Annotated in this window: 22 protein-coding genes and 2 pseudogenes; 12 read left to right on the top strand and 12 right to left on the bottom strand. The window is 41.7% G+C overall.

Features of this window, described 5'->3' with window-relative positions:
* Positions 1 to 413 precede the first annotated feature (413 nt).
* The 6 genes and pseudogenes from ACWATR_RS05270 (at position 414) to ACWATR_RS05295 (ending at position 2,817) form a co-directional block, all read left to right on the top strand.
* Positions 414 to 593: a hypothetical protein gene (locus tag ACWATR_RS05270; protein ID WP_460330133.1), complete on the top strand. Its 180-nt coding sequence runs from the start codon at positions 414 to 416 to the stop codon at positions 591 to 593.
* 42 nt (positions 594 to 635) lie between these two features.
* A complete protein-coding gene (locus tag ACWATR_RS05275) occupies positions 636 to 821 on the top strand; it encodes a PIN domain-containing protein (RefSeq protein WP_460330135.1) in 186 nt (61 codons plus the stop codon).
* Positions 822 to 902: 81 nt separating this feature from the next.
* The gene (locus ACWATR_RS05280) at positions 903 to 1,478 is read left to right on the top strand and encodes a Uma2 family endonuclease (RefSeq protein ID WP_460330137.1); all 576 of its coding nucleotides are present in this window, start codon (positions 903 to 905) and stop codon (positions 1,476 to 1,478) included.
* 211 nt (positions 1,479 to 1,689) lie between these two features.
* Positions 1,690 to 2,205 carry a DUF6756 family protein gene (locus ACWATR_RS05285; RefSeq protein ID WP_460330139.1) on the top strand — a complete coding sequence of 172 codons (516 nt, stop codon included), beginning with the start codon at positions 1,690 to 1,692 and terminating at the stop codon, positions 2,203 to 2,205.
* 81 nt (positions 2,206 to 2,286) lie between these two features.
* Positions 2,287 to 2,496: pseudogene (locus tag ACWATR_RS05290) on the top strand (DUF433 domain-containing protein).
* A 69-nt stretch (positions 2,497 to 2,565) separates the two neighbouring features.
* Complete coding sequence (locus ACWATR_RS05295) at positions 2,566 to 2,817, top strand: hypothetical protein (protein ID WP_460330141.1); 252 nt, start codon at positions 2,566 to 2,568, stop codon at positions 2,815 to 2,817.
* A gap of 25 nt (positions 2,818 to 2,842) precedes the next feature.
* Here ACWATR_RS05295 and crtR read toward each other — a convergent pair whose 3' ends face one another.
* Positions 2,843 to 3,733 carry a beta-carotene hydroxylase gene (gene crtR / locus ACWATR_RS05300; protein WP_460340206.1) on the bottom strand — a complete coding sequence of 297 codons (891 nt, stop codon included), beginning with the start codon at positions 3,731 to 3,733 and terminating at the stop codon, positions 2,843 to 2,845.
* A gap of 378 nt (positions 3,734 to 4,111) precedes the next feature.
* Here crtR and pyk point away from each other — a divergent pair, with 378 nt between their 5' ends.
* A complete protein-coding gene (gene pyk / locus ACWATR_RS05305) occupies positions 4,112 to 5,881 on the top strand; it encodes a pyruvate kinase (RefSeq protein ID WP_460330143.1) in 1,770 nt (589 codons plus the stop codon).
* 140 nt (positions 5,882 to 6,021) lie between these two features.
* Here the strand turns inward: pyk and ACWATR_RS05310 are convergent, their stop codons facing one another.
* The 6 genes and pseudogenes from ACWATR_RS05310 to ACWATR_RS05335 all read right to left on the bottom strand — a co-directional run bounded on the left by ACWATR_RS05310 (position 6,022) and on the right by ACWATR_RS05335 (position 13,500).
* Positions 6,022 to 7,803, bottom strand: coding sequence for a M61 family metallopeptidase (locus ACWATR_RS05310; protein ID WP_460330145.1), 1,782 nt, complete (start codon positions 7,801 to 7,803; stop codon positions 6,022 to 6,024).
* Between the two features lie 413 nt (positions 7,804 to 8,216).
* Positions 8,217 to 8,900: a Crp/Fnr family transcriptional regulator gene (locus tag ACWATR_RS05315; RefSeq protein WP_460330147.1), complete on the bottom strand. Its 684-nt coding sequence runs from the start codon at positions 8,898 to 8,900 to the stop codon at positions 8,217 to 8,219.
* Positions 8,901 to 10,128: 1,228 nt separating this feature from the next.
* Positions 10,129 to 10,341: pseudogene (locus tag ACWATR_RS05320) on the bottom strand (pilus assembly protein PilB); the annotation flags it as partial.
* 231 nt (positions 10,342 to 10,572) lie between these two features.
* Positions 10,573 to 11,760 carry a HetZ-related protein 2 gene (locus tag ACWATR_RS05325; RefSeq protein WP_460330149.1) on the bottom strand — a complete coding sequence of 396 codons (1,188 nt, stop codon included), beginning with the start codon at positions 11,758 to 11,760 and terminating at the stop codon, positions 10,573 to 10,575.
* A gap of 995 nt (positions 11,761 to 12,755) precedes the next feature.
* Positions 12,756 to 13,103, bottom strand: a complete 348-nt coding sequence (locus tag ACWATR_RS05330) for a carbon dioxide-concentrating mechanism protein CcmK (RefSeq protein WP_012409276.1) — start codon at positions 13,101 to 13,103, stop codon at positions 12,756 to 12,758.
* An 85-nt stretch (positions 13,104 to 13,188) separates the two neighbouring features.
* A complete protein-coding gene (locus tag ACWATR_RS05335) occupies positions 13,189 to 13,500 on the bottom strand; it encodes a BMC domain-containing protein (protein ID WP_190917606.1) in 312 nt (103 codons plus the stop codon).
* Between the two features lie 303 nt (positions 13,501 to 13,803).
* Between ACWATR_RS05335 and ACWATR_RS05340 the strand changes: the two genes are divergently transcribed.
* Complete coding sequence (locus ACWATR_RS05340; RefSeq protein WP_460330150.1) at positions 13,804 to 14,691, top strand: alpha/beta fold hydrolase; 888 nt, start codon at positions 13,804 to 13,806, stop codon at positions 14,689 to 14,691.
* A gap of 254 nt (positions 14,692 to 14,945) precedes the next feature.
* On the opposite strand, the gene ACWATR_RS05345 is transcribed toward ACWATR_RS05340, so the two are convergent.
* A complete protein-coding gene (locus ACWATR_RS05345) occupies positions 14,946 to 15,566 on the bottom strand; it encodes a hypothetical protein (protein WP_460330152.1) in 621 nt (206 codons plus the stop codon).
* Between the two features lie 2 nt (positions 15,567 to 15,568).
* Complete coding sequence (locus ACWATR_RS05350) at positions 15,569 to 16,201, bottom strand: ParA family protein (RefSeq protein WP_099102086.1); 633 nt, start codon at positions 16,199 to 16,201, stop codon at positions 15,569 to 15,571.
* Between the two features lie 235 nt (positions 16,202 to 16,436).
* On the opposite strand from ACWATR_RS05350, the gene ACWATR_RS05355 reads away from it, so the two are divergent.
* Positions 16,437 to 17,819: a cytochrome P450 gene (locus ACWATR_RS05355; RefSeq protein ID WP_460330155.1), complete on the top strand. Its 1,383-nt coding sequence runs from the start codon at positions 16,437 to 16,439 to the stop codon at positions 17,817 to 17,819.
* Positions 17,820 to 17,892: 73 nt separating this feature from the next.
* Here the strand turns inward: ACWATR_RS05355 and ACWATR_RS05360 are convergent, their stop codons facing one another.
* Positions 17,893 to 18,486, bottom strand: a complete 594-nt coding sequence (locus ACWATR_RS05360; protein ID WP_460330157.1) for an acyltransferase — start codon at positions 18,484 to 18,486, stop codon at positions 17,893 to 17,895.
* A gap of 223 nt (positions 18,487 to 18,709) precedes the next feature.
* On the opposite strand from ACWATR_RS05360, the gene ACWATR_RS05365 reads away from it, so the two are divergent.
* Positions 18,710 to 20,665 carry a HEAT repeat domain-containing protein gene (locus ACWATR_RS05365; protein WP_460330159.1) on the top strand — a complete coding sequence of 652 codons (1,956 nt, stop codon included), beginning with the start codon at positions 18,710 to 18,712 and terminating at the stop codon, positions 20,663 to 20,665.
* Positions 20,666 to 20,731: 66 nt separating this feature from the next.
* On the opposite strand, the gene ccmS is transcribed toward ACWATR_RS05365, so the two are convergent.
* Together ccmS and ACWATR_RS05375 are read right to left on the bottom strand one after the other, a co-directional pair.
* Positions 20,732 to 21,160: a beta-carboxysome assembly chaperone CcmS gene (ccmS, locus tag ACWATR_RS05370; RefSeq protein WP_460330161.1), complete on the bottom strand. Its 429-nt coding sequence runs from the start codon at positions 21,158 to 21,160 to the stop codon at positions 20,732 to 20,734.
* A gap of 59 nt (positions 21,161 to 21,219) precedes the next feature.
* A complete protein-coding gene (locus tag ACWATR_RS05375; RefSeq protein WP_460330163.1) occupies positions 21,220 to 23,028 on the bottom strand; it encodes an ABC transporter ATP-binding protein in 1,809 nt (602 codons plus the stop codon).
* 265 nt (positions 23,029 to 23,293) lie between these two features.
* Here ACWATR_RS05375 and ACWATR_RS05380 point away from each other — a divergent pair, with 265 nt between their 5' ends.
* Together ACWATR_RS05380 and ACWATR_RS05385 are read left to right on the top strand one after the other, a co-directional pair.
* A complete protein-coding gene (locus ACWATR_RS05380) occupies positions 23,294 to 24,142 on the top strand; it encodes a prohibitin family protein (protein ID WP_435027477.1) in 849 nt (282 codons plus the stop codon).
* Positions 24,143 to 24,313: 171 nt separating this feature from the next.
* Complete coding sequence (locus ACWATR_RS05385) at positions 24,314 to 24,730, top strand: DUF1824 family protein (RefSeq protein WP_460330166.1); 417 nt, start codon at positions 24,314 to 24,316, stop codon at positions 24,728 to 24,730.
* The last annotated feature ends 40 nt before the right edge of the window (positions 24,731 to 24,770 follow it).

Genomic DNA, 24,770 nt, shown 5'->3' on the forward strand with positions numbered 1-24,770 from the left:
AGAAGAAATTAGCTCCGAAAAAGGTTTAAAGCCGTACTTCGTCCCGCTACGCGCTTTCGCCCGCAAGTGGCGCAATAAAATCCTTGTATTCTCTTGATAGGTTGAAACCCGCGCATAGTGTGGGCGGGCGGCTTAGTTTCCCTAATCCCCACTCCCTTTCATTTCCATTGATACCCAGCGATCGCTTTCAGAGATTATTTTTATATAGCTATCCGATTTCATTTATGAAATTATTTGCGTAGTAAAGCAATAGGCAACGGGCTTGTACCCAAAATTAATTAAAAATTATTCTTCTTCTTAATTTCATATTTTTAATTCAAAAAGGGTCAATAAGCCTCTTTGAGTTATACTATATTTTTTAAACAATCAAATATGAGTCCTATAGATTAAAATTTATGTAGGAGGTAAGCTATATGTTAAAAACAATTCAAGGAATTTATAAAAACGGCAAAATTGAATTAACTGAAACACCAGAAGGTATCACTGAAAGTTTAGTGTTTGTCACCTTCCTAGAAACTAAACCCAGCCAATGGGCAGAAATAATCATGCAATATTCAGGTATAAAAGAAAGTATTATCTTTGAATCATATTGAGATTAACTGATACCCCCGAACGAAATAGAATTTTAATTATGTATGGGTTATCTACTGGATACTTGCGTAATTAGTGATTTTGTCAAAGGAGAAGAAAACACCCTCAAGCGAATAAAGTTAATCTCTCCTATTGAAATTTTTGTTTCATCTATAACAGTTATGGAGGTGAAATATGGATTAGCTATAAACCCACAACGCGCTGTTAAAATCCAATCAATTCACGTTTAAACGCTACTACAAGCCAATGTGCAATTACTCATGATTTTTTGAGTACTACCTCAAAAAAAACCTTTATTTAAAAGTTGCGTGATGACACAAACAACTACAGAGCATCTATACTCTTTTGAAGAATATCTCGCTTATAACGATGGTACTGATAGCCGTTATGAACTGGTGGATGGAAAACTAGAACGCATGAATCCACCAACTTTTAGACATTTACTACTTGCTAAATTCCTTGAACAGACATTTGACAAAGAAATCAATCGCTTGAGTTTACCTTGGCTATGTTTTAGAGAGGCAGGGGTAAGAACGGGATGGCGAAAGTCAAGATTGCCTGATGTTTATGTTGTAAGGGCTGAACAGGTAATGGAATTCCTTGATGAGTCTGCTGTTTGTCAGTCTGCGCCGATATTAGTAGTGGAAGTTGTCAGTCCTGATTCAGTAAAACGCGATTATCGGTATAAACGTTCTGAATATGCAGCGTTAGAGATTCCTGAATATTGGATTGTAGATCCAATAGAGTCAAAAATTACGATTTTATTCTTGTCAGAAGGATTGTACGAGGAACAAGAGTTTAGCGGAAGTCAGCAAATTGTGTCTGCAACTTTCCCGGAAATTGCGCTTACAGTTGAACAAGTGTTGTCTGCGGGTAATGTTGATTAGAAAATAATCATTCTTAATAGTCTAGTACCGCAAGGCGAAAGTCACGCATTCACGCATTCAAAAGTATTATGGAATAACCTCTTTAGGGATATAACGGTAGTTTAATTACTGCGATCGCTCGCATACATCACCAACCAAAATTACTGATTTGGCTTTGTTTGGAGAGCGATCGCAATTGATTACTCATTGGTATTAGAGCGATGTAGATTTTATGACTCAACGCTTAGATTTCAGAGTAGATATTGAAGAAGCCATAAAAACGCTAAACCTTTCTTGCAATGATTTCAGGTTAGTTAGCCTTCATGAATACGAACAGATATTGGTGTTAATTCTTGAGCGATTCACAAGCTTGGCTAAAAAAGGACTAAATTATCCCTGCTGGTGGGGTTCATTCAAAGAACCGTCTTGCTCAATTCATCTCGAATATGCACCCGACGTTTTGAAAAAACTCGTACCTCTAGAAGAGACAGTATGGTTTGTGACTGAAGACTGGAAAAGAACTAAACAGCATGGTAATTACTGGCTCTATGAGGGCAAGATTGCGGTAATTGCCGACCTAATAGCAGAAATGTATGGGTTTGAATATTACATAGTCTCGAAAAAGTTTGAGTGGCTACTGGGTGAAGATCGTCACGGGGTATTGATTGGTGTTGGGCAGTCTATGGTTGAAAAGATAGAATATTTAAAATCAAGTTGTGAAAACGTCAAATTGGTTCAGCATTTTTAAACAGCCAACCACTTTTCAAACAACCTCTGAGACAACCAGAGCTAGGATCAGAAGGTATTCTGTCGCAGACAAGCTAACTATATGACATTGATATCACGTGTTGTTCATAGCGACCCCGATATATTAGGGTGAACTGCTGTTTTTGTTGGTACTCGTGTACGGATAAAAACCTTGCTTGATTATCTAGAAGCTGGTGACTCACTGGATGAATTTTTAGATCGCTTTCCCAGTGTCAGCCGTGAGCAAGCGATCGCCGCTCTAGAATTAGCAAAGGAAATGCTGACCGCCTGAATTCTGCTTGATGAGTGTGTTCCACGACCCTTAAGGCGTGAACTCACTGATTATGAGGTACGCACAGTTATGGAAATGGGATGGTCAGGCAAAAAGAATGGTGAACTGTTGCAACTGATGATCCAGGAGAGTTTCATGGTTCTCCTGACAACAGACCAAAACTTACGATATCAGCAAAACTTGCAACAGGCTGGAGTTGCGGTCGTTGTTCTGGTGGCATCTAGTAATCGCCTACCTGATTTGCTTCCATTCATACCCAGTGTTTGCAGTGTCTTAGCAACGATCGCTCCGGGTGTGGTTGTTGAAATCGGAGGTTTTTGATGCGATCGCGCTGTATGCAACAACTCTATTCTTTTTGATGATGAAACCGAATTCCTAAAAAAATGTCATAAACAAACTCAAAAAAGTCTTTTTTCTGCAACAATCCTGAAGTTTGATAACATCCTTTTTCATCTAAGAGTGGCTTCATGACATAGTACGCAGGTTGGTAATTATACCAAGGGATAGAAGGCCACAAATGATGAATTAAGTGGTAATTCTGTCCCATAATTAGGATATTGAGAATCGGGTTAGGATAAACGCGGGCATTTTTCCAGCGATCGCGCTCCGCAAAAGGACGATGGGGCAAATAGTCAAAAAATAATCCCAGTGCTATCCCCACCACAAACGCTGGTATAAACCAGAAATTCAGAATGTAACCCAAAAAGTTGTACTGCACTGATATATAAACAATTACACCGATAATTAAGCGACTGATGAACCATTCCCATAGCTCATATTTACGCCATAGTCGCCGTTGAAAGAAAAATACCTCATGGTATAAAAACCGCACTGCAATTAGCCATAACGGGCCACCCGTAGAAACATAATGATCTGGGTCGTCTTTAGGATGGTTGACATGACCGTGATGCTGTAAATGTACCCGCGTAAATACTGGAAAAGCAAAAGCTAGCATCAACGCACTGCCATGCCCTAACATCGCATTCATCACCCGGTTACGATGGGCTGATTGGTGACAAGCGTCATGAATTACTGTTCCAGCACAATGCAAGGCAAGGGTGTTAACGCTAAAACACAGCCAGTGCGGCCATTCCCAAAGCCAGTAACCAAAGTTAGATAACACCAGCATTGCTACAGCTACCAAAAACAGCAGTAGCGTGGGATTAAAATCACCAGGAGGCGCTAAAAATTCCTTGGGTGGGATTGTCAGTGGCTTTTGTGCCTCCGATGTGATCATCTCTAACATTGACTCCTTCTTAATCAAACATTACGAATATACGACAAAGATTAGGGAACAATAAAGTTTTGTAACCTTTTTTATCGCAATATTTATTCACAGCTTTGCATATCAGTAGATGAATAACGCTATGATTCCAGACAAGAACTAATCTTTACTGATAAGTGGGGTATGACAATTGGCAAAAAGTTGATGGGATAAACTCTTTCGTTGGGAGGATGGATACAAGATTGATGTACTATATCTAGTCTATCCCACAGCCCCACTCTCCCATAACACTCTCTAACTGTTTATATCTTATTGATATAGCAGTGACTGAAAAGGAGATGCCACTTAAGTTACGATGACTTCCCAGATAGCTCCCTAACTTCAGCCCCTATGCAATTAAGAGATTCTCTGCGCCGGACAAAAATTGTCGCTACTATTGGCCCCGCCACTAGCAGTCCTGAAATGCTCAAGGCAATTATTGAAGCGGGAGCCACGACGCTGCGGCTAAACTTCTCCCACGGAACTCATGCCGATCATCAGCGTAGTATTCGCTTAATTCGGCAAACCGCTTTTGAATTAAATCAGCCAGTGGCTATTCTTCAAGACTTGCAGGGCCCAAAAATTCGCTTGGGGAAGTTTGACAACGGGTCTATAGTTTTGGCAAAAGGCGATCGCTTCACCTTGACAAATCGTCCAGTTGTAGGCACTCAAGAAATTAGCTGTGTCACCTACGATTATTTAGCCGAAGAAGTCCCAGTTGGTGCAAAAATCCTCCTCGATGATGGGCGAGTAGAAATGGTTGTAGAGGAGATTAACCGGGACAAAGGTGATTTGCATTGTCGAATCACCGTGCCTGGTAAACTTTCTAACAACAAAGGCGTAAACTTTCCTGGCGTTTACCTGTCAATTAAGGCAATGACCGACAAAGACCGCGAGGATCTGATGTTTGGTCTAGATCAGGGTGTCGATTGGGTGGCACTCTCCTTTGTCCGCAATCCGCAGGACATGATCGAAATTAAAGAACTAATTTCCAGTACAGGTAAGCAAGTGCCAGTAGTGGCCAAAATTGAAAAGCACGAAGCCATCGAACAAATGGAGGCGATTCTGGCTTTGTGTGATGGTGTGATGGTTGCCAGAGGCGACTTAGGAGTGGAATTACCCGCGGAAGATGTTCCCGTACTCCAAAAGCGGTTAATTTCCACAGCAAATCGCTTGGGGATTCCCATCATCACTGCTACTCAGATGTTAGACAGCATGGTGAGCAATCCCCGTCCCACTCGCGCGGAAGTGTCGGATGTGGCAAATGCGATTTTAGATGGCACAGATGCGGTGATGCTCTCCAATGAAACCGCCGTGGGTAGCTTTCCTGTAGAAGCAGTGGCGACGATGGCACGAATTGCCGAACGTATGGAGCAGGAAGAATCCCAACACTTAAACTTACGTTCTGTCAGAGATTCCCGGCGCTCCATTCCTAATGCGATTAGTCAAGCTGTCGGTCAAATTGCCGAACAACTAGGCGCAGCAGCAATCATGACCCTAACGCAAACTGGGGCAACAGCTCGTAATGTCTCTAAGTTCCGTCCCCAAACACCGATTTTAGCAGTGACGCCTCATGTGAATGTGGCGCGGCAGTTACAGATGGTGTGGGGAGTAAAACCGCTGTTGGTACTAGGATTACCTTCCACTGGTCAGACATTTCAAGCTGCGATCAATGTGGCTCAGGAGCTTAAGTTACTGTCTGAGGGAGATTTAGTCGTGATGACCGCGGGTACACTCCAGGGAATTTCCGGCTCCACAGATTTGATTAAAGTAGAGGTGGTGACGGCGGTATTAGGTCACGGAATTGGACTAGGACAAGGTTCAGTGAGTGGTCGTGCACGGGTGGCGAATACTGGCATGGATGTTAGTAACTTTAATCCCGGAGACATATTGGTTGCACCGCGCACAAGTGCCGATTTTGTCGAGGCAATTCGTAAATCTGGTGGAATTATTACGGAAGATGAAAGTCTCACAAGTCACGCAGCAGTAATTGGTTTACGTCTTGGTGTACCAGTGATTGTTGGGGTGAAGCAGGCAACCCAGGCGATTCGGGATGGGGCGATTATAACGCTGGATCTACAACGGGGTTTGATTTACTCTGGGGCGGTGAGAACGTCTTAGATTGGGGATTGGGGATTGGGGACTGGGGACTGGGGACTGGGGAGCAGGGGGCAAGGGGCAAGGGTAAGGAGGAGAAGAATTAATAACCAATGCCCAATGCCCCATGCCCAATGCCCAATGCCCAATGCCCAATGCCTTTATTAAACAGTTGCGATCGCAGCCCCAAGCCATCCAGCAAAGTTTTGCTGCTGTCTGGAGTCAGGATGCTCAACAGGCTTTACCTGATATCGAGTGGGATGTGGTGACGCGAGGGTGATGGAATAGGTACGCAGTTCGTCTTGGTGGAAAACTGCGACTTCGATTTTATCGTTTGGTTGGTAATCTTTCAGGCGATCGCTTAAACTATTTCCCGTTACTTTAATCCCATCAATTGCTAGTAACTCATCACCCGCATCAATTCCCCCTACTTGTGCAGGTGAACCAGTTTCCACAAATTTAATCATCTCCCGCCCATTCTCTGTATTTATTCTCACGCCCAAGTAAGGTTCTTCTTGCTGTTCAGCTACCAACTGCAAGCCAAAGGGTTCTAAGTACTGATTAAAAGGCAAATCGTCAGTGCCATCAATGTAGCGTTTAAAGAAATCAGTCAAATCGATTCCGGCGACAGATTCGATAACTTCCTGCAACTCTTCTGGGGTATAGCCAATTTCATCTTTCCCAAATTGCTGCCACATTTTCAGCATCACGTCATCGAGGGAGCGCTGATTGTCGTGAGTAGAGCGAATCAGTAAATCCAGCAATAACGATACCATTTCTCCTTTTAAATAATAGGAAATTTGGGAATTAGCGCTATTAGCATCTGGGCGATAAAGTTTTATCCAGGCATCAAAACTTGACTCGGAAACGGGTTGTACCTTGCGCCCCGGTGTTGTTTCATATCTGGTAATTTCCTTACCCAAGTTATTCAAATACGACTTAACATCATAAATTCCTGCCCGCAAAGGAATTAACAAATCATAGTAACTAGTAGTACCTTCACAAAACCACAATGATGGTGTGTAGTTTTCTTGGTCGTAATCAAAGACCTCTAATGCTTTTGGGCGAATTCGCTTGACATTCCACAAGTGAAAGAACTCGTGTGCAACTAATTGGATAAAGCGATCGTACTTTTCCTGAGCGCGAAATCCAAAACGTTGGTAAATCAAGGAGCAAGAGTCTTTATGTTCCAAACCGCCAAAAGCTTGGCTAAATAAATGTAGCAGAAACACATATCGTTCATAAGGCAAACCGCCGAACATCTGCGCTTCTACTTGGATAATTTTTTGGATATCAGCAATCAACTGCTGAATTTGGTAATTACCTTGCCCCCAGATTGCCAGTTCATGGGGTTTTCCCAATACCTCAAATTTATACAATTGGTGGCTACCAATCTCAAAGGGAGTATCAACCAAAGTATCAAAATCGCCAGCCAAGAAAGTATTTGTTTCCTCAGCAACAGATGGTAGAGCAGTAGTTACTTGCCATTCCGGGCGTGGTGGTACGATGGTGACGCGAATGGGTTGCTTGTCCCAGCCCGGTATTCTAAAAAATAGTGCCGCACCGTTGAAATAACCGTGGGTGGAATTCAAGTGATTTGTGCGTACCGATAGCTCATTTGCAAAAATGCGGTAACGTACAGTTAATTCTGAAACACCCGTTTTGTCTACTTGCCAGTGATTTTTACTGATCTTCCGCCAAGGTAAAGGCTTATCCTCTGCAAAAGCCTCAAAATCCTGTAAGTTTTTGGCGTATTCCCGGACTAAATAGGAACCTGGTGTCCACACCGGCAGTTTTAAATCAAGAATCGGCGAGGGATAATCTACAAGGTGTAAAGTCACCTCAAACAGATGGGTTTCTGGTTGGGACATTCCCACCAGGTAATGAATCGTTGGCTCGGTTTCTTGGATGTAGGTGTTGGGACGAGTTGCTGTTGCTTCAGTCATCTTGAGTGCTGAGGTAATAGTAGATGAGTCATTTTTCCCATGATGACAAATTTACCTTTTAATTTTTGACTTTTATTTGCTGCGACTGGTAGTCAGAACCAAGTTTATAAGAAAATATGCTGAAAACCTCGAAGTGAACCCCTCAAAACCCAAAAGTTTTGAGGGGTGAACGTCTTTTCAGTCGGGGATGAAAGCGAATCAAGGCGTTTACGCCTCAGTAGTTTCATAATATAGTTTATGCAACAGGTAGGGGTAATCAACCTGTCTAAAAAGCAGTTTGCTACCTAACTGTTTACAGGTGAGTGACTGCGATCGCTCCACTACCTGTTGCCTCATCAATCAACTATAGCTCTGTGCCCACATCTGCGATCGCTCTCATGCTTTCTATCCTTACATCTTTGGGGCTACCGCGATCAAATTTTGCCAGCCAAGTTCATCAACTGTTTGAAGTTCACAAGATAAATGATGTTGTTGGCGCTATCAATTTTGATCCACCCTTTTTCATGCAGCTTTTCCATGATTTTGGTGGTTTCTTCAACGCCGATTTCTGTCACCTCTGCTAAATCTTTAAAGGGAATGTTAAAAATTTCTTTTCCTAAGTCTGATTCCTGACCATAACTTTCGCCTAAACTCACTAGGGTATGGGCAAGTTTGACTGCTGGTGGTGAAGACCGCATTTGTAAGCGTAGGTTAATTTGCCGCAATCGCCGCACCATCAGTTGCAACATCCGGTGATGTAACTGCGGGTCTTTAAACAATATTTGAATAAACCGCTCTCTGGAGATACTAAGCAATTTCACGGATGAAAGAGCAATGACATCAGTTGAGCGTGGAGATTCATCCAAAATTGCCATTTCTCCAAAAAAATCGCCACGCCCAAAAATTGCCAGAGCTACTGAATCTTCCCCGACGGTACGCCGGACTTTGACCCAACCAGAAACCACAAAGTAAACGGCGTTACCCCAGGCATCTTCCATCACAACGGCTCGCCCAGATGGGTATTCATGTTCAATTGCAACGTTGAGTAGCCATTCCAAAGTCTGTGGATTGGCTGTACTCATTAAGGGGAAAAGTTCACTAAAAACCTCAGTTAGCATGAAATATTTGCAACAAATGGATTTAAGAGTGGGAAACTAACTTTGCTACTATAAGTTTGTTTAAACCGTAATCTTACTCAGAATACGATCGCAAAATTTGTATTTATTGAAGATGAATCTCTAAGGTTGATCGGTCTAGAGTTCGATTACAACATAACAATTATGTATGTGATCGAAATCAGCGGTTTCACTGACAGACTTATGATTTGCTGTTTGTTGGTGGATTGCTATCTAGCGCCAGTATTTTGATCTGTTGGTCTAAATTTTTGACTAGTTGATTCAGGGTAACTAAAGCCTCTAATTGCTGAGAATCAAGGCTGGGATTCAGTAAAAGCCTTTCTTGTAGTTCATGTAACTTTAAGCTTAGTTGCTGAGAAATTCCTAAAGCATCGCGGCCAAGACGCGCCAACTGTTGTTGTTGATAGAACTTTAATGCTGCTCCTCGTAACACTTGGAGTGTTGCCTCTTCGCCGTAGATTCCCGGCATGACTCGCAAGCGCAATAATAAGCGGTTTTTTTGATATACGTATTCTTTCTCTACCTGTTTTGGTTCTGCAACTGTGGTGACAGGCAGGGAAGCAAACCGCTTTAATTCATTCAGTACTCCTTGAAAAACCGAGAGCGGCAGTTTGTCTAATACAGACTGTAAAACTCCATTATCACTCCACAGTATTCTGCCTTCGTAAGCTTGTCTTTCTAAATACAGCCGACCAATTCCCCCAGCCAGGATTCGCCCTAGTAATTCTTCTAGTAATTTCTTAGGTGGTAGTGTTGTTAGTACCTCAATCGGACTAAGTAGTTCGGGAACTTGTGTGGGCAAAATCGGTAAATTGTTTGGTGTCACTTCGGAATTCTCGCTCTCAATAGGGGTCAAGAACGTCGTAGTTTGAGATAATTGGTCTAGCTCTGGAGTAGGCGGCAAGTCTACGCGCTGCCCAGAATATTGACGCTTTTGTGTCTGAAACACCATCAATATTGGTTGTTGATTTGATTCCGAGTCGGCATCCAGTAAAGGAACACGTATGTCAGCAACGATCGCTGGGCTATTTGTTGAAGGAGAGTCCGCTGTTGGCTGATGTATTTGTTGGGCATCTAGCTGAGATGTATTCTTATGGTTGAGGTAGGCTGACAGTATTCTACGGTGAGCGTCGGCTGCGATCGCCTCAATCACCATTGTGCAATTGATAGAAGACAAAATGCGACCAACATAATCTAGCGCCTCACTGTCTTGTGGATGAACCATACCTAGCAAGAGGTTTTTGTCTTCTAATCCAAAGGGCAAAATCTGGTGGTAGAGGCAAGCTTCAAAGGACAAAAGACTATCAATCAGTTGGAATATTTGCTCGCGATCGCTTTCTTCCTCCCACTTAAATTGTGTAGCGGTTAGCACCTGGGACTCATTTCCTGTAGTATCTGTTAGTTCGCCCTCTGAAGACAACATAGGTTTGATTGCTTGGTGTTTATGTATATAATATTTTGCCTCTAATTGAGTAGGTAGTTAATAAAGATACTTTGTTCGATTGTTAAAATTTCAATTATATATACCTAAGTAGACGTAAGTAGAATATGAATTTTAGATTATAGACTGTGGATAATACTGAGGATTAGGGTATGGGGTATGGGGCATTAGTTATTTCTCCCTCATCTCCCTTATCCCCACTCCCACTACAGGTTACTCTTGGGTTCTTAAAGCTTGGGCTGCAAGATAGATTTTTGTCCATTCACCTAACACTTGATGAGTTTTGAGTTTGAACTGTTGAGCTATTGTTTCTATTGAATTACCCGCTTTCCGCAAGTCTAGAATTTGCCGCCCTAGAGGAGTCAATTTTTCATCAAGTTGCTGCCATTGCTTTTGTGTTAACCCTAAGTTATGTTCTTGCAAGGAAATTGAGAGCCAGTTGTCTACGAGTTCTGGTTTACCTTTGAGGGCAAAAACACGCACAGCATGGTAACTAATTTTTTCTCGCAGACGGTAGACTTCCTTAGTTTGTTTATTTAGTCTCTGGGCAATATCTTCTTGGGACTTACCTTGCAGATACAGTCGTAGCCATTCCACTGCATCTGTTCCCAGATTTTCTTGTAAATAATTTTCAAATTCTTTTTGTACTGACTGGCGTAGCGCAAGTTGTTCCTCTAGTTGTTGTGCTTCTTGATATTCTGCGATCGCCTGACTATCGACTAAGTTAACTCGATTATCATTATCATCTGTGAGAATTTCTTCTGACACGAGTCTAACCAAGTCACGGCCAGGTACTTGGGTTAAGCCACCGCGCTGAGTGCGACGCAAATAATTCACAAATCGATAAGCTAATAGGGGTTGATTGCGGACTGGCCGCAAACAATATTCTTCTAAACTGGCAAATAGCAGGGCATCCCCCAATCGTCTATCAGTTGTATATTTGGCAATATCAGCCATTTGCTGTTGCATCTGGCTATCGCTTTGCAATAATTCTTGGAGTACTTCTTGTAACACATCTATCACACTGCGCTGGCGATCGCGGCTGAGAGAAACCCAAGTTTGAATCTTATTGCGTAATGTTACTAAACTCCCTAATCGCGTTATCAAGTTGCGATAAGCACGTTCTCGCCCCAGCCCCAAGTAGCGTTGACGTAAAATCCTCCAGCGATATTCCATCGCTTGCTTGGCGATATCAAGTTCTTTCGGATTAAACAGATCAAACCGTTTGGAGTCAGATCCCAACAGCCAGAGAATAATGCTTTCTCTAGTAGCTTCATTTTGCTCTGGACATTCCACAGCCAATCGTTCTTGCCAATCTATAGCCAGTTTTTCTATATCCGTTTTCATAGTGAGATTGCATTCCTCGAAACTCAATTTTGAAGTTTGCATCACAACCCCCATTCGTCCCACCTAATTGTTTAACTGGCAGCTGCCCCGTATTTCATGAATTTCATGAAAATAGCTCAGTGATTCTACTTTTATTACGTCTTAGTTCACTAAAATTATGCAGAAACTTTCTACATTAATGTTTTGCTTTTAATTTAAAATTCCCGAAACCGTGGCATATCAAGCGTTTAGGTCAATTCTGTTAATTTTAACTTTTCGTAAAGTTATGTTTTTAACTGAGAACAAAAATTTGCCTAGAGTGGTGAGGATACACCTTTGCACGAGATGGATCGGGGAAATCTGACATTTTGTAACATATACGAGGAACGAATCTAATTTAACTCAATGTCAGACGTTATTTCACCCGTATAAGTTTCAACACTCTATAATCCCTTACTTAGTTAAATACTTAGTTAAATTTCAATATGCTTGATGTTAATGAGATTTGACCTCGGAAGATTCCCTAACTCCTGTGATAAATTGGCTTAAGTCCTTGCTTTTTAAGCAATATCAAGCCTGAACTAAATTGTATTAAGTTAATTTTTATGATATTTTTCGATTTTATTAAGTGTATATACGGTAATTAGCGTTTAAGATGATGTTTTAAAAGTAATTGTATAGATTCTTGGGTAAATAGTATCGCTGTAGTGTGGAATCAGCCCCAGTATGCTATGTAGCGATGTCTACGAGGGGCTACGCCTACGCTATTCTGGGTAGGAATTAATAGGCAAATTTATCTTTTTTAAACTAGCTTCACTCACAACTAAGCCTCTAACATTGGCAAGTTATTCTTAACAATAAATAGTCAACAGTCAATATTGATTTTGACTATTGACTCTGACTGCTGCTTTCCCTCTGCTTAAAAATTTAACTTATGCAAAATCTAAAAACAGAAAGAATGCATTCCCCTAAAGTTTTGATAGTCAGAAGCTTGACAAGAAACTTCTCTTTAAATTCATTTATGGAGATTCTTCGTTTGAAATCTTGAATTCCCCCACAGGATGTTGAATCTATCGATTGTTTGATCTAACGATGGGATTTTCTACAGATTCTCGATACCCTTGGACTTGTTCTGTGTAAGCAATTGGTAGAACAGCTTCAACGTTTTCATGGGGACGAGGAATAATCACCCAGGATTCAAGTGTACCGCCATAAACATTTTCTGCGGCTTCAACACCGGCAGCCATCGCCGCTTTTACTTCCGAAACATCGCCACGAATATTAACTGTAAACCGAGCGCTACCTACTCTGATATAACCAACGAGGGTGACTCGACCAGCTTTTACCATAGCATCTGCTGCTGCTAGCACCGCAGGAAAACCTTTAGTTTCGAGTGCTCCAACTGCCTGTAATGACATTATTAATCTCCTGTATGAATAAACGATATGGGGGCTACAAGTTAATTGTACGAAGCTTCGCTACAGATTTTGATAGCAAAATTGCTTAGAACATGCGGAAAGGTTCTGATTCTTCAGTGAAATGGATTGGTAATATGGTTTCCACATTTTCCGGGGGATTGGGAACGATGTAGTGGGTAATTACTGTACCAACCTTTACTTGCTCTCCAGCTACGATTCCGGCTTCAACAGCTCTATTTACTTCCGAAACGTGTCCCCGGACGGCAACTAACAAGCGAGCACTTTCCGCTTGACCATAATACACAATTGTGACTGCGGCAGCTTTGACCATTGCATCTGCTGCTGCTAAGACACTAGGAAAACCTAAAGTTTCAATTACGCCAACCGCCATTGGCATGGCATTAGCTCCTGGATTAAGGGATAAGCGATTTTAATTGTACGTGGCTTTAGTCCCTATTTTGACATTTTGGAAAATTTTCTTTGATGCCATAATTTTTTTGGAGAGTAGAGAGGCGATTAATTGTGTCTGTCCTGTAAGCGATTAATCGCGTCTGTTGGGAGTTAGAATATTTTGATATTACCTGACTTATGTTTTATATATAAATTACAAATAATACTTCAGCATCTTAGGTTGTGTAACTTTATTGTTTAACAAAATCAGTTATGCGTGGAGACAGGCTAGTACGATAAACTGAAATTTATGTTTCCGAATTTTCTTCCTACAGCAGTTGGGCAACTCACAGAACCAGCCTCGATCGCACTAGCTCAGAGTATTCAAACTGCTGCGATCGCTACTCCTTTAACTAATCAAGCAATTACCACAACATTTGTCAAGCAAGGGTGTGGCGGAACTCCGATTTTATTAATCCACGGCTTTGACAGTTCTGTATTAGAATTTCGGCGGCTTTTGCCACTACTTTCAAAAGATAATGAAACGTGGGCAGTGGATTTGTTGGGTTTTGGATTTACAGATAGACTCTCAGGAATTACCTATAGTCCAACTGCGATTAAAACCCATCTTTATTATTTCTGGAAAAGCCTGATTAACCAACCTGTAATTTTGGTGGGTGCTTCGATGGGTGGTGCAACAGCGATTGATTTTACGTTGACTTACCCGGAAGTGGTAAAAAAGCTGGTATTAATTGATAGTGCAGGGTTGGCGGGTGGTTCCCCATTGAGTAAATTTATGTTTCCCCCGCTGGATTATTTAGCAACTCAGTTTTTGAGTAATCTGAAGGTGCGCGATCGCGTTTCTCGTATTGGATATAAAAATCAAAGTCTTGCCTCTATCGATGCGTTATCTTGTGGGGCATTGCACTTACAAATGCCAAGTTGGCATCAAGCTCTGATTTCTTTTACTAAAAGTGGAGGTTACAGTGCTTTTAGAGTTGAAGCAATATCACAAATTGTGCAATCAACGCTAATTTTGTGGGGCGATTCCGATAAAATTTTGGGTACTGGGGATGCCATGAAATTTAAAATGGCAATTCCACACAGTACTCTTACCTGGATTCAAAATTGCGGTCATCTTCCACATCTGGAACAACCACAAATCACCGCGGATCATATTTTAGACTTTCGAGTTTAAATCGGTTAAGATTTTTTGCGATCAAATCATCACAAAGACGCGATAAATCGCCGTCTCTACAATAATTAGTCTTTCGTTTTGACGGCGATTTATTGGGTATTGAAAAACCAATCATTTACACCAATAACCCACGGCATATTGTCCTATAGTAGGCATAATACCGATCACCTGTGAGTTTGTATAGAAAAAGGGGCTTAAACCCCTTGTTTTACAAGTCTGATTTTGTACAGTTTCACAAAAAAATGGTATCGATTTTAGTCAAGTAACCACATCTCATTAGAACTATCGGGATACTCATTTGGTTGATTTTGAGGTTGAGCTTGAGCAAGTGTTTCCGATGAACGATGTGATTTTTTGTAGTTAAGTGGATTGTAGTGGTCTTTTACTGGTTTTATTGCACTAGTTTCTTTTACAGCTACAGCAAGTTTAGATTTATCTTCTGCTGTTTGTTTTAAAGCATTAATTTCTTCTATAAGCTGGGAATTTGCTTCTGCAAGTTGCAGTGCTGTTTTTTTGGTTTCGTCAAGTTCTTTTGTTAGCTGTTCTAGTAATGATTTTTGTTCTGATGCAAAGGTTTTTTGTTTAGATAATTTTGATTGCAAATCAGTAATTTCTTGTCCAAGAGATGCTTCTTTTTTGTGGCTTGTTTCTAGATTACTTGTCAACTCTTTGACAGTTGCTTCTAAATCAGCCTTAGTAGGACTGCGTTTAGTAGAAGCTGGCTCAAGTGGTTGCCCTAACGATTCCTCATCAGATGCAGCCTGTTCTTCGACAACTTTTTCTGCTGTAACTTCGATCGCAGATTCACCTTCTGGGGGTGTAAATTTTTGCGCCTCTTCTTGTAGTAAGTCAGAGAGACTTTGTTTCCTAGCCATTCTTATTTTCTCCAATCACGCTGTAATTCATCAGCTGCACGGCGGTAGTCTAATTCCGCCTCCCGTGCGTTTCCTCCTCGCCATTGAGTAATCGCTACACCTTCAAGTGCTGCTCGTTCATGAGCTTTATAGGCACGGATGAAGGTATTACAAGTAGGAATACCTAAGCGAGTCAGAGTGTTTTTTGCTTCTTGTGCTTCCCCCAGACTGCGGGTATCGACTTTGGTGAGCAATACCCGATGGGGGGTTCCCAAGGGGATGACGGCTTCCTTGACTGTTTCCACGAGGATTGCTAAATCCATTGCAGATGGGGGTGTAGGCAAAACTAGATAATCTGCGATCGCAACTACCGCCACTAATGCTTCAGAGCGCAGGGCGGGAGGTGTATCCACCACTACTAAATCGTAACCTGTTATCTTTGCTAAATCACTTAAAAGTGCGGGATCGGTTTCTTGAGATAAATCAAATCCCATTCCCTGCTGACTGCGCCCAAACCACCAACTGGCAGAACCTTGAATATCTGCATCAATCAGAAGCACCTTTTTTTTCTTCGCAAAGTTTGCAGCCAGATTGACTGCGGTAGTCGTTTTACCGACTCCTCCTTTACCGTTGAGAATAGCGATGATTTTTGGCACTGCTTGCTTCCGATGCTGCCTCTTGAGTCCTGAGTTAGGAGTGCTGAGTGCTGAGTTAGGAGTAGAGATGCGATTAATCGCGTCTGTACAAGAGTTATTTGTCCTCTTTGTTTTCCTTTCAGTTCCCAGTTTTCAGTTCTCAGTCCCCAATCATGAATATACCGCTTTCTGTAACCCTAAGTAACATGAAAACTCGTAACAATAAATTCAGAAGCCATCAATTCCACAAAATTTTATGACAGCAACTTACAATTTGCCTGATGGGCCCCAAATGCCGCGCTGGCTGCGGATGATCAAGTTTATTACTCAGCCCGTGAAATATATAGATGATTTTGCCAAAATCTACGGTGACACTTTCGCAATCAAAAGTAGTCGCTCCGATAACCATATTGTGTACTTTAGTCAACCCCAAGCACTAGAGCAGATTTTTACTGCTGATTCCAGCCATTTTGAGGTTGGCAGGGGAAATATAGGACTAAAATTTTTGCTTGGCGATCGCTCCTTCATGTTATCAGATGGCGATCGCCACCAACGGCAACGGCAACTCTTAGCTCCTCCCTTTCATGGCGAAAGGATGCGGGCTTATGGTCAGGATATCCGAGAAATAACCCGACAGGTGAGTAATGAATGGCAAATTGGCAAGCCTTTTAATATCCGTGAGTCGATGCAAGAAATCACCCTGCGTGTTATTCTGCGGGTTGTATTTGGTTTAAATGATGGCCAGCATTTTGAAGAACTGAGGCGATCGCTAAGTGACTTACTAGACTTCATTACTTCACCCATAATGTCCACCGCCTTCTTTTTCCGGTTCATGCAAAAAGATTTCGGGGCGTGGAGTCCGTGGGGTAGAATTCTCCAACAACAGCAAAAAATTGATCAACTGATTTACGCTTTGCTTCGAGAACGTCGGGCTGAATCCGATCAAAATCGCCAAGATATCCTGAGTTTGATGATGGCTGCTCGTTATGACGATGGTCAAGGGATGTCAGATGAAGAATTACACGACGAGTTGATGACGTTGCTAGTTGCGGGACATGAAACTACCGCTTCAGCATTGACATGGGCTTTTTACTGGATTGATCGTTTACCAGAGGTGCGTGAGAAGTTGCTACAAGAACTTAACACCCTTGGAGTTAACCCAGATTTAAGTAGTGTAGCTAAATTGCCCTATTTGACAGCAGTTTGCCAAGAAACATTGCGAATTTATCCAATTGTCATGACAGCTTTCCCGCGAATTGTGAAAACCCCAATTACAATTATGGGCTACGAACTGCGAGAGGGAACGGCAATAGTCCCCAGTATTTATTTAGCGCATCATCGGGAAGAAGTTTACCCACAATCCAAGCAGTTCAAACCAGAACGCTTTTTAGAAAGACAATATTCACCTTATGAATATTTACCCTTTGGTGGCGGTAATCGTCGCTGTATTGGGATGGCATTTGCTCAGTATGAAATGAAAATTGTCTTGGCAACTGTTTTGTCAGAATTTCAAGTTTCGCTAGTGAATAAACGTCCCGTCCGTCCTGTGCGCCGTGGTTTAACTTTAGCCGCACCCGCAGGAATGCGGATGATTGCAACACCTCAAGTTAAGGGTGCGAATACGCCAGCATTGGTGTAATAACAAGTAGGTTGGGCAAATTAATGCCTACCTACCAGCGATAGGATAATAATTACGAATTACGAATTACGAATTACGAATTATCCTGAATCTCTTGTTTGTTGGCGAGTTTTTCATAATGTTCTTTGTCGCGATATTTAATTGTTCTCATCCGTTGGTTTCCAACAATTGCTAAAGGTTCAACATTAGCAGTTACAACCGTCCCAGCCGCCACAATTGCACCATCTCCAATGGAAACTCCTGGAACAATAAGGACATTTCCACCAATCCAAACATTGCGACCGATGACTACAGGTTTATGAATATAGACATTATGTTCATAAGGCAAATCATTACTTTGATAGTCATGATTTGCAGAGAGAATAACAACGTTAAATCCAAGTGTTGTATTGTCGCCGATTGTAATTCCGCCACGTCCATCTAATATGACATCTTGTCCAATATAGACTTTATTGCCCAGAGATACATTTTGCGGGTGTTCAATTCTCAAGTCTCGCTTAAATCGTAGACCTGAGCCACTAAATTTTAATTGACTCTTCAGTTCTTGATGTTTATAGCGCCTGATTTTGGTTTCTAGATATTCTCCCCACCGTACCAGACGAGGTACTAACCATTGTTCCAATAGTCGCTCTAATTTATTCGTAATTTTATTTTTGATCTCTTTCATACAACCTCATGGAAGTTTAGGAACCCTTTGGCTTTCAACCAGGAAGGGAAAACGACGCAGATACTTTAGCACCCTTCACATTTATTAGTTTTCCCCAATAAGAGTATTTTCTCCCGTGTACTTTACAGATACTCATCGCGTCCAGGCTTGACAGAAAGCCAACTGATGTAGCAATATTCATTTAAGTCCCTTTCGTCCCACATCTCGAAGTGGGTAGGAGGCAATGCATGATTGGCAGTATTTCTTTAACCACGATCGCAGCAATTTAAATCAAGGCACTTACCGCATCTTTGAGCCGGAGTGGAAACCAGAGATTCTCCACTGGTTCAGCCAAAAGGATGTGGATAAGGAGCAAAAAGAAGATTTTATCCAAGCTTTAATAGATTTTGATGACAGCTGCGGCGATTTTTATCGGTATCGCGCCTACTTTTTGGCAGCTGAGGCTTTATCCCAGTTCCCTGAATGTAGTTTGGGTGATGCAATTGTAGAACAACTGCTCAAATGGAGTTATGCCTATTTTCGGCAAGATAAAAGTGATTGGCAGATACTAGCAAAACCATTGGTGAAGACAGCTAGAAAAACCCTGGAATTAACTGATAGAAAAAGGGTTATAGCCGCTTTTGTTCATTTAGTTCATACTACTGAAAGTCGTACAATTCTTAGAGTTGCAGCCGAAAAGCTAGGAGAAATCGAGCCGGGTAATAAAAGTGCGATCGCAGCCTTAGCATTGATGCCAATTACTGAAGATAGATACGGATTCTGCCCAAGAAGTTATAGTCTAGGCACAATAGCCGTTGGTGATGAAACTGCGATCGCCATTCTAGTTAACGACATCAAAAAGATACCAGAGCAGGAAATTTGCAGGCATGGAATTACGGCTTTGGCAAATATTGCTGACGGCAATCACGCTGCAATCGCTGCATTAATTCATCTTATGGAAACGACACTGAATAAAGACAATTGTTGCGATGCGATCGCAGCATTGGGAAAAATTGCTGTGGGTAATCAAACTGCGATCGCAGCCCTAGTCAAATTCTTAGAGATAAACCAGGGTGATAGAATCTGTTTTGATGCGAGTCAAGCTTTGTGGCAAATTGATCCTGGTAATGCAGCTGTAATCAAGAGTTTAGTTCACATTGTCGAAACTTCTGCGAATGCATTTTTGATAAATCGCGCGGCTACATATCTGTTGAAAATTGAGCCAGGGAATAAAACTGCGATCGCCACTCTATCAAAAACACTTGAAACCTCTCAGTCTGATAACGAACGTTTGCAAGCAGCTCAAAGTCTCCTACGAGTAGACTCTAATAATCAAATTGCAATTAATGTCCTATTCGAGCTAGTTAAAAATTTGGGACAATCCCCAAAACATCCAGATGATGCCCAGTATATCGCGGACGGAGCAGCTAGAATTCTATTGCAAATCGACCCCAGTAATCAACTTGCAATTAATGCTCTAGTTGAGCTGATTAGGACTGCTCACGATCATTCTTATCTCAATCTAGCAGTGAGAGACTTAGGGCGTTTTGGTGCTGGTAATGAAGCTGTAATTCTAACTTTAACCGAGTTAATCGCCTCTACTAAAGATGATTGCCTATTATGCAATGCTGTTGGGAGTTTAGAAAAAATTGATCCAGGTAATAAAAGAGCGATACCGGCTCTATTAGAGAGGATTCAAACATCTCAAGATGAATCTGGACGTTTGTATGCAGCCGAAAGCCTAGTGAAAATTGATCCAGGTAATCCAAAGGCGATCGCTACTTTATGCCAAATACGGCAAAGCAATCCGTATAAAGATGAATCAATCCTGATGGATGCAGTTCAAAATTTAGAAAAACTTGATCTAGAAAACAAATTGGTGAAACAGAAGCTCAACGAAGTTATTCTTACTCTGCTGCAATTTATTCAAATCTTTCAACAAGATGATGACAATAAAAACTGCTTCAACTACAACGCCACTATTCAGCTATCCTATGAATCCTGTCTTTTGGATATAGCCAATAGTTTAACGCAAATCCTACAAAATGAACATTTACCACAAGTAGTCATAACCCTAAAAGACTATCTTAGTAAACAGTTCTACAAAAACAGTTCATATCGCTACGAAGCCGTATTTAACATCATCTGGCATTGCGCCGAAAATCTAACTTACCCAGATTTCCACAAAGCAATCCACTAAACAACAAGCGCAGAGTTCTTTCTCCTCCTTCGCGTACCTCTGCGCTTCCCTCCGCGTCCCTTTGCGTTAAAAAACAATCTCCCCCCTCATCCTCTCTTCCAGCACATCCAATAACCCATCCACATCCTTCCCAGCTTGCTCAAAACAAATCGGTGGTGCTGGTTCCGGTGCAAACTGAATTAACTTAATTTCCCCCTTCCCAATCCCAATCATCACAACTTCCACATCCGGTTTGTGATTCTCCACAATTCCCAAAATTTCTTGCAGCCGATTCTCAACCCTAATATTTAAATTCTCTATCTGCTCTTTCGGACAATAAACAAAATGCGGCGTTGGTTGCAAATCAATACCAACAGTACCTTTACTGTCACCATTTGCTAACCACAATCCCCAAAACAGCGCCGCCAATTCTTGCTGATTTGCTTTGACAAACTTATCCAACTGGCGACGCCACTTAGTATCACCTGATTCTGGTTGACTATTACCAAAAAACATAAATAATTCGTAATTCGTAATTCGTAATTCGTAATTAAAACACAAAGAAGGGGCGAAAGTTATCTTAAGCCTGACTGTACGCGCCAGAGGCCGGAATAAATACCGTCTTTCTCCAGCAATTGCTCATGGGTTCCCGACTCTACTAATTTCCCATGTTCCATGACATAAATGCAATGGGCATTGCGGATGGTGGAAAGACGATGAGCGATCGCAATTGTAGTTCTATCTACTGTAATCCGTTCTAGCGATCGCTGGATTGCCGCTTCTGTTTCATTATCCACCGCCGAGGTAGCTTCATCTAAAATCAGAATGGGCGGATTCTTTAAGACTGCGCGTGCGATCGCAATCCGTTGTCTTTGTCCACCAGATAACTTTTGTCCTCTTTCCCCCACAATTGTCTCATAACCTTGGGGCAAGTTAATAATAAATTCGTGCGCTTCCGCTACCTTCGCCGCCGTGATGATTTCTTGCTCTGTAGTCTCAAAGCTACCATAAGCAATATTTTCCGCTACAGTGCCATGAAATAGAAAGACATCTTGACTCACCAAACCGATGCAGCGGCGCAAATCTTGTAAATTCAAACTTTGCAAGTCAATACCATCAAGAGTAATTCTTCCAGCTTGTATCTCATACAACCGCAACAAAAGTTTGACTAAAGTGCTTTTACCTGAACCAGTGGAACCGACAATTGCAATAGTTTTCCCCGCCGGAATATCCAAAGACAGATTTTTAATCACTGCAAATCTATCTTTATAGGCAAAATAAACATTTTTAAATTGCACTTCACCGCGCACTTCATCCACAGGTAAAGCTACATTTCCTGTATGAATAGCAATAGGAGTATCCAATAAATTCATGACTCGATTAGTAGAAGCCATTGCCCTTTGATATTGATCAAAGGTTTCGCCTAATCTAGTTAAAGGCCACAGTAAACGCTGGATTAAAAATACTAATACACTGTAAGCACCAACAGACATTTTTCCAGAAACCGCTGCCATCCCGCCATATAACAATAATGCCGTGAAACCCACCAAAATTAGCATCCGAATTAACGGTACAAAAGCAGCAGAAAGAGTAATTGCCTTGGAATTACTGCGGCGATAAGCATCACTATCTAATTCCAAACGAGAGGCTTCATAAGTTTCGGCAGTGAAACTTTTAATAGTAGTGATTCCGCTGATATTATTTGACAAACGTGAATTGAGAAAACTTACTTTTTCCCGGACATCAGCATAGCGAGGCGCAAGTAGTCGTTGGTAAGCAAAAGAACCCCAGAGGATAAATGGCATTGGCGACAAAGCCATCCACGCTACACTAGGAGCCAGAATAAAGAAAGCAGTGCCAATAATTAGAACCGTTGCGGAAACTTGAATAATATCATTCGCTCCTCCATCCAAAAATCGCTCTAACTGGTTAATATCATCACTAAGGATAGACATTAAACCACCAGTGCTGCGTTCTTCAAAATAAGCCAATTCCAACTCTTGCAAATGTTTGTATGCATCCAAACGCAAGTCATGCTGAATATTCTGAGCCAAATTCCGCCAAAGTCGAGCGTAGGCGTACTCAAAAACCGATTCTAGTATCCAAATGATCACAGTCAGGAAAGAAATAATCAAAAATTGTTGAAAGACATCGCGTACCCCTAACTGTGCAATTATGGAATCCTGCTGCTTGACTACCACATCCACCGCAACCCCAATTAAGCCGGGTGGTGCCAAGTCGAAAAATTTATTGAGGATAGAATAAGTAGTTGCCAGCCAAATTTGTTTACGATACTGGTGTCCATACTCAAGCAAACGCTGGAGAGGATGCGTTGAATGTTTACGCCTTCTTGATACCCGATGAGATTTAAATACAGTAGCCACGGCTTTTTGCGGTTTCGTGTCACTGATATTACCACGGAACAAAGTTCTGAGTCCTGAGTTCTGAGTCTGAAGATTGATTCAGACAGACTAATGAGACACTTAAATTGGGGATTGGGGATTGGGGATTGGGGATTGGGGATTGGGGATTGGGGACAATAAGTAGAATAATCACTCCTAACTCACTCTTAACTCCTAACTCCTAACTCCTAACTCCTAACTCAGCACTCAGCACTCACCACTCAGCACTCATATTGGAGAGAAGAACTTGAAAAATCAGGAATTCGGAAATTGGCAAACCACAGTTTTGGGAATTGTGTTAGCAATATTAGTGATTATCGGGTTAAACTCCTTTATCATTATTAACCCAGGACAAGCAGGAGTGATCAGCATCTTGGGTAAAGCCAGAGATGGCGCTTTATTGGAAGGTATTCACGTGAAACCGCCTTTTATCACCGTGATAGATGTGTATGATTTAACAGTGCAAAAATTTGAAGTGCCAGCAGAGAGTTCTACTAAGGATTTGCAAAACTTATCTGCAAGATTTGCGATTAACTTTCGCCTCGATCCGATAAAGGTAGTTGAAGTAAGAAGGAAACAAGGAACATTAGAAAATATTGTATCAAAAATCATTGCCCCTCAGACACAAGAAGCATTTAAAATTGCCGCAGCTAGAAGAACAGTAGAAGAAGCGATTACCAAAAGAAGTGAATTAAAAGAAGACTTTGATCAAGCGTTAGGCGATCGCTTAGACAAATATGGGATAATTGTATTAGATACTAGCGTAGTTGATTTAGCATTCTCGCCAGAATTTGCCAGAGCAGTCGAAGAAAAACAAATTGCTGAACAACGGGCGCAAAGAGCCGTTTATGTAGCACGTGAAGCTGAACAAGAAGCACAAGCAGACATTAATCGCGCCAAAGGTAGAGCAGAAGCTCAAAGACTCTTAGCAGAGACACTCAAAGCCCAAGGAGGGCAGTTAGTTCTGCAAAAAGAAGCAATTGAAGCTTGGAAAACTGGCGGCGCTCAAATGCCCAAAGTCCTCGTTATGGGTAGCGACTCAAAAAACGGCGTCCCCTTCATATTCAACCTTGGGAATGTCCAAAATCAGCCGTAAAAGGGAAGTGGGCATGAGATAACAAGCTCTAAAATACATGGAATTTGCTCTGAACTCAGAGAAATTTTACAACACTTGGACAATTGCCAATCTAAAATCCAAGATTGTATAAGTTGGGCTAGCCCCAACTCCAACACGACAGAAAAACCAACAAGACAATAATCGAAGTTTATGTCAACCTCCAATCCTCAAAATCTCACCGCAGAAGAAGCGAAAAAATTACTGAACAAATTCAACTGTCTAGACATTGCCCCTATCCTCAGTTCATCAGAAAAAGTAGTAATCCGTAATGCCTTAATTTTGATCACTAAGCTTGCCGATTACCAAATTTTAGGAATTTGTGCTGATACAGCAGAAGAAGGAATATTGGCAATGAAAACCTATTCTCTGGCTTTGGGTTATGAACCACCAGACAATTTATCTACACCTGAAGGCCCAGTTTATATCAAATTAAATGGCAAAAATGGCTTGTGTTATCTAGATTCCTATGATGGACATCATCGTGGTGTATTAGTATCTTCCCAGTCTTATGACGAAGATGGAATCAACGAAATGTATGGACACCTTCCCTTGGACTTATTTGTATAGAATTCGGCAATGTAGGTAGGGTATTGCCTTGCCTACTCAC

This window comes from Nostoc sp. UIC 10890, from assembly GCF_054786515.1.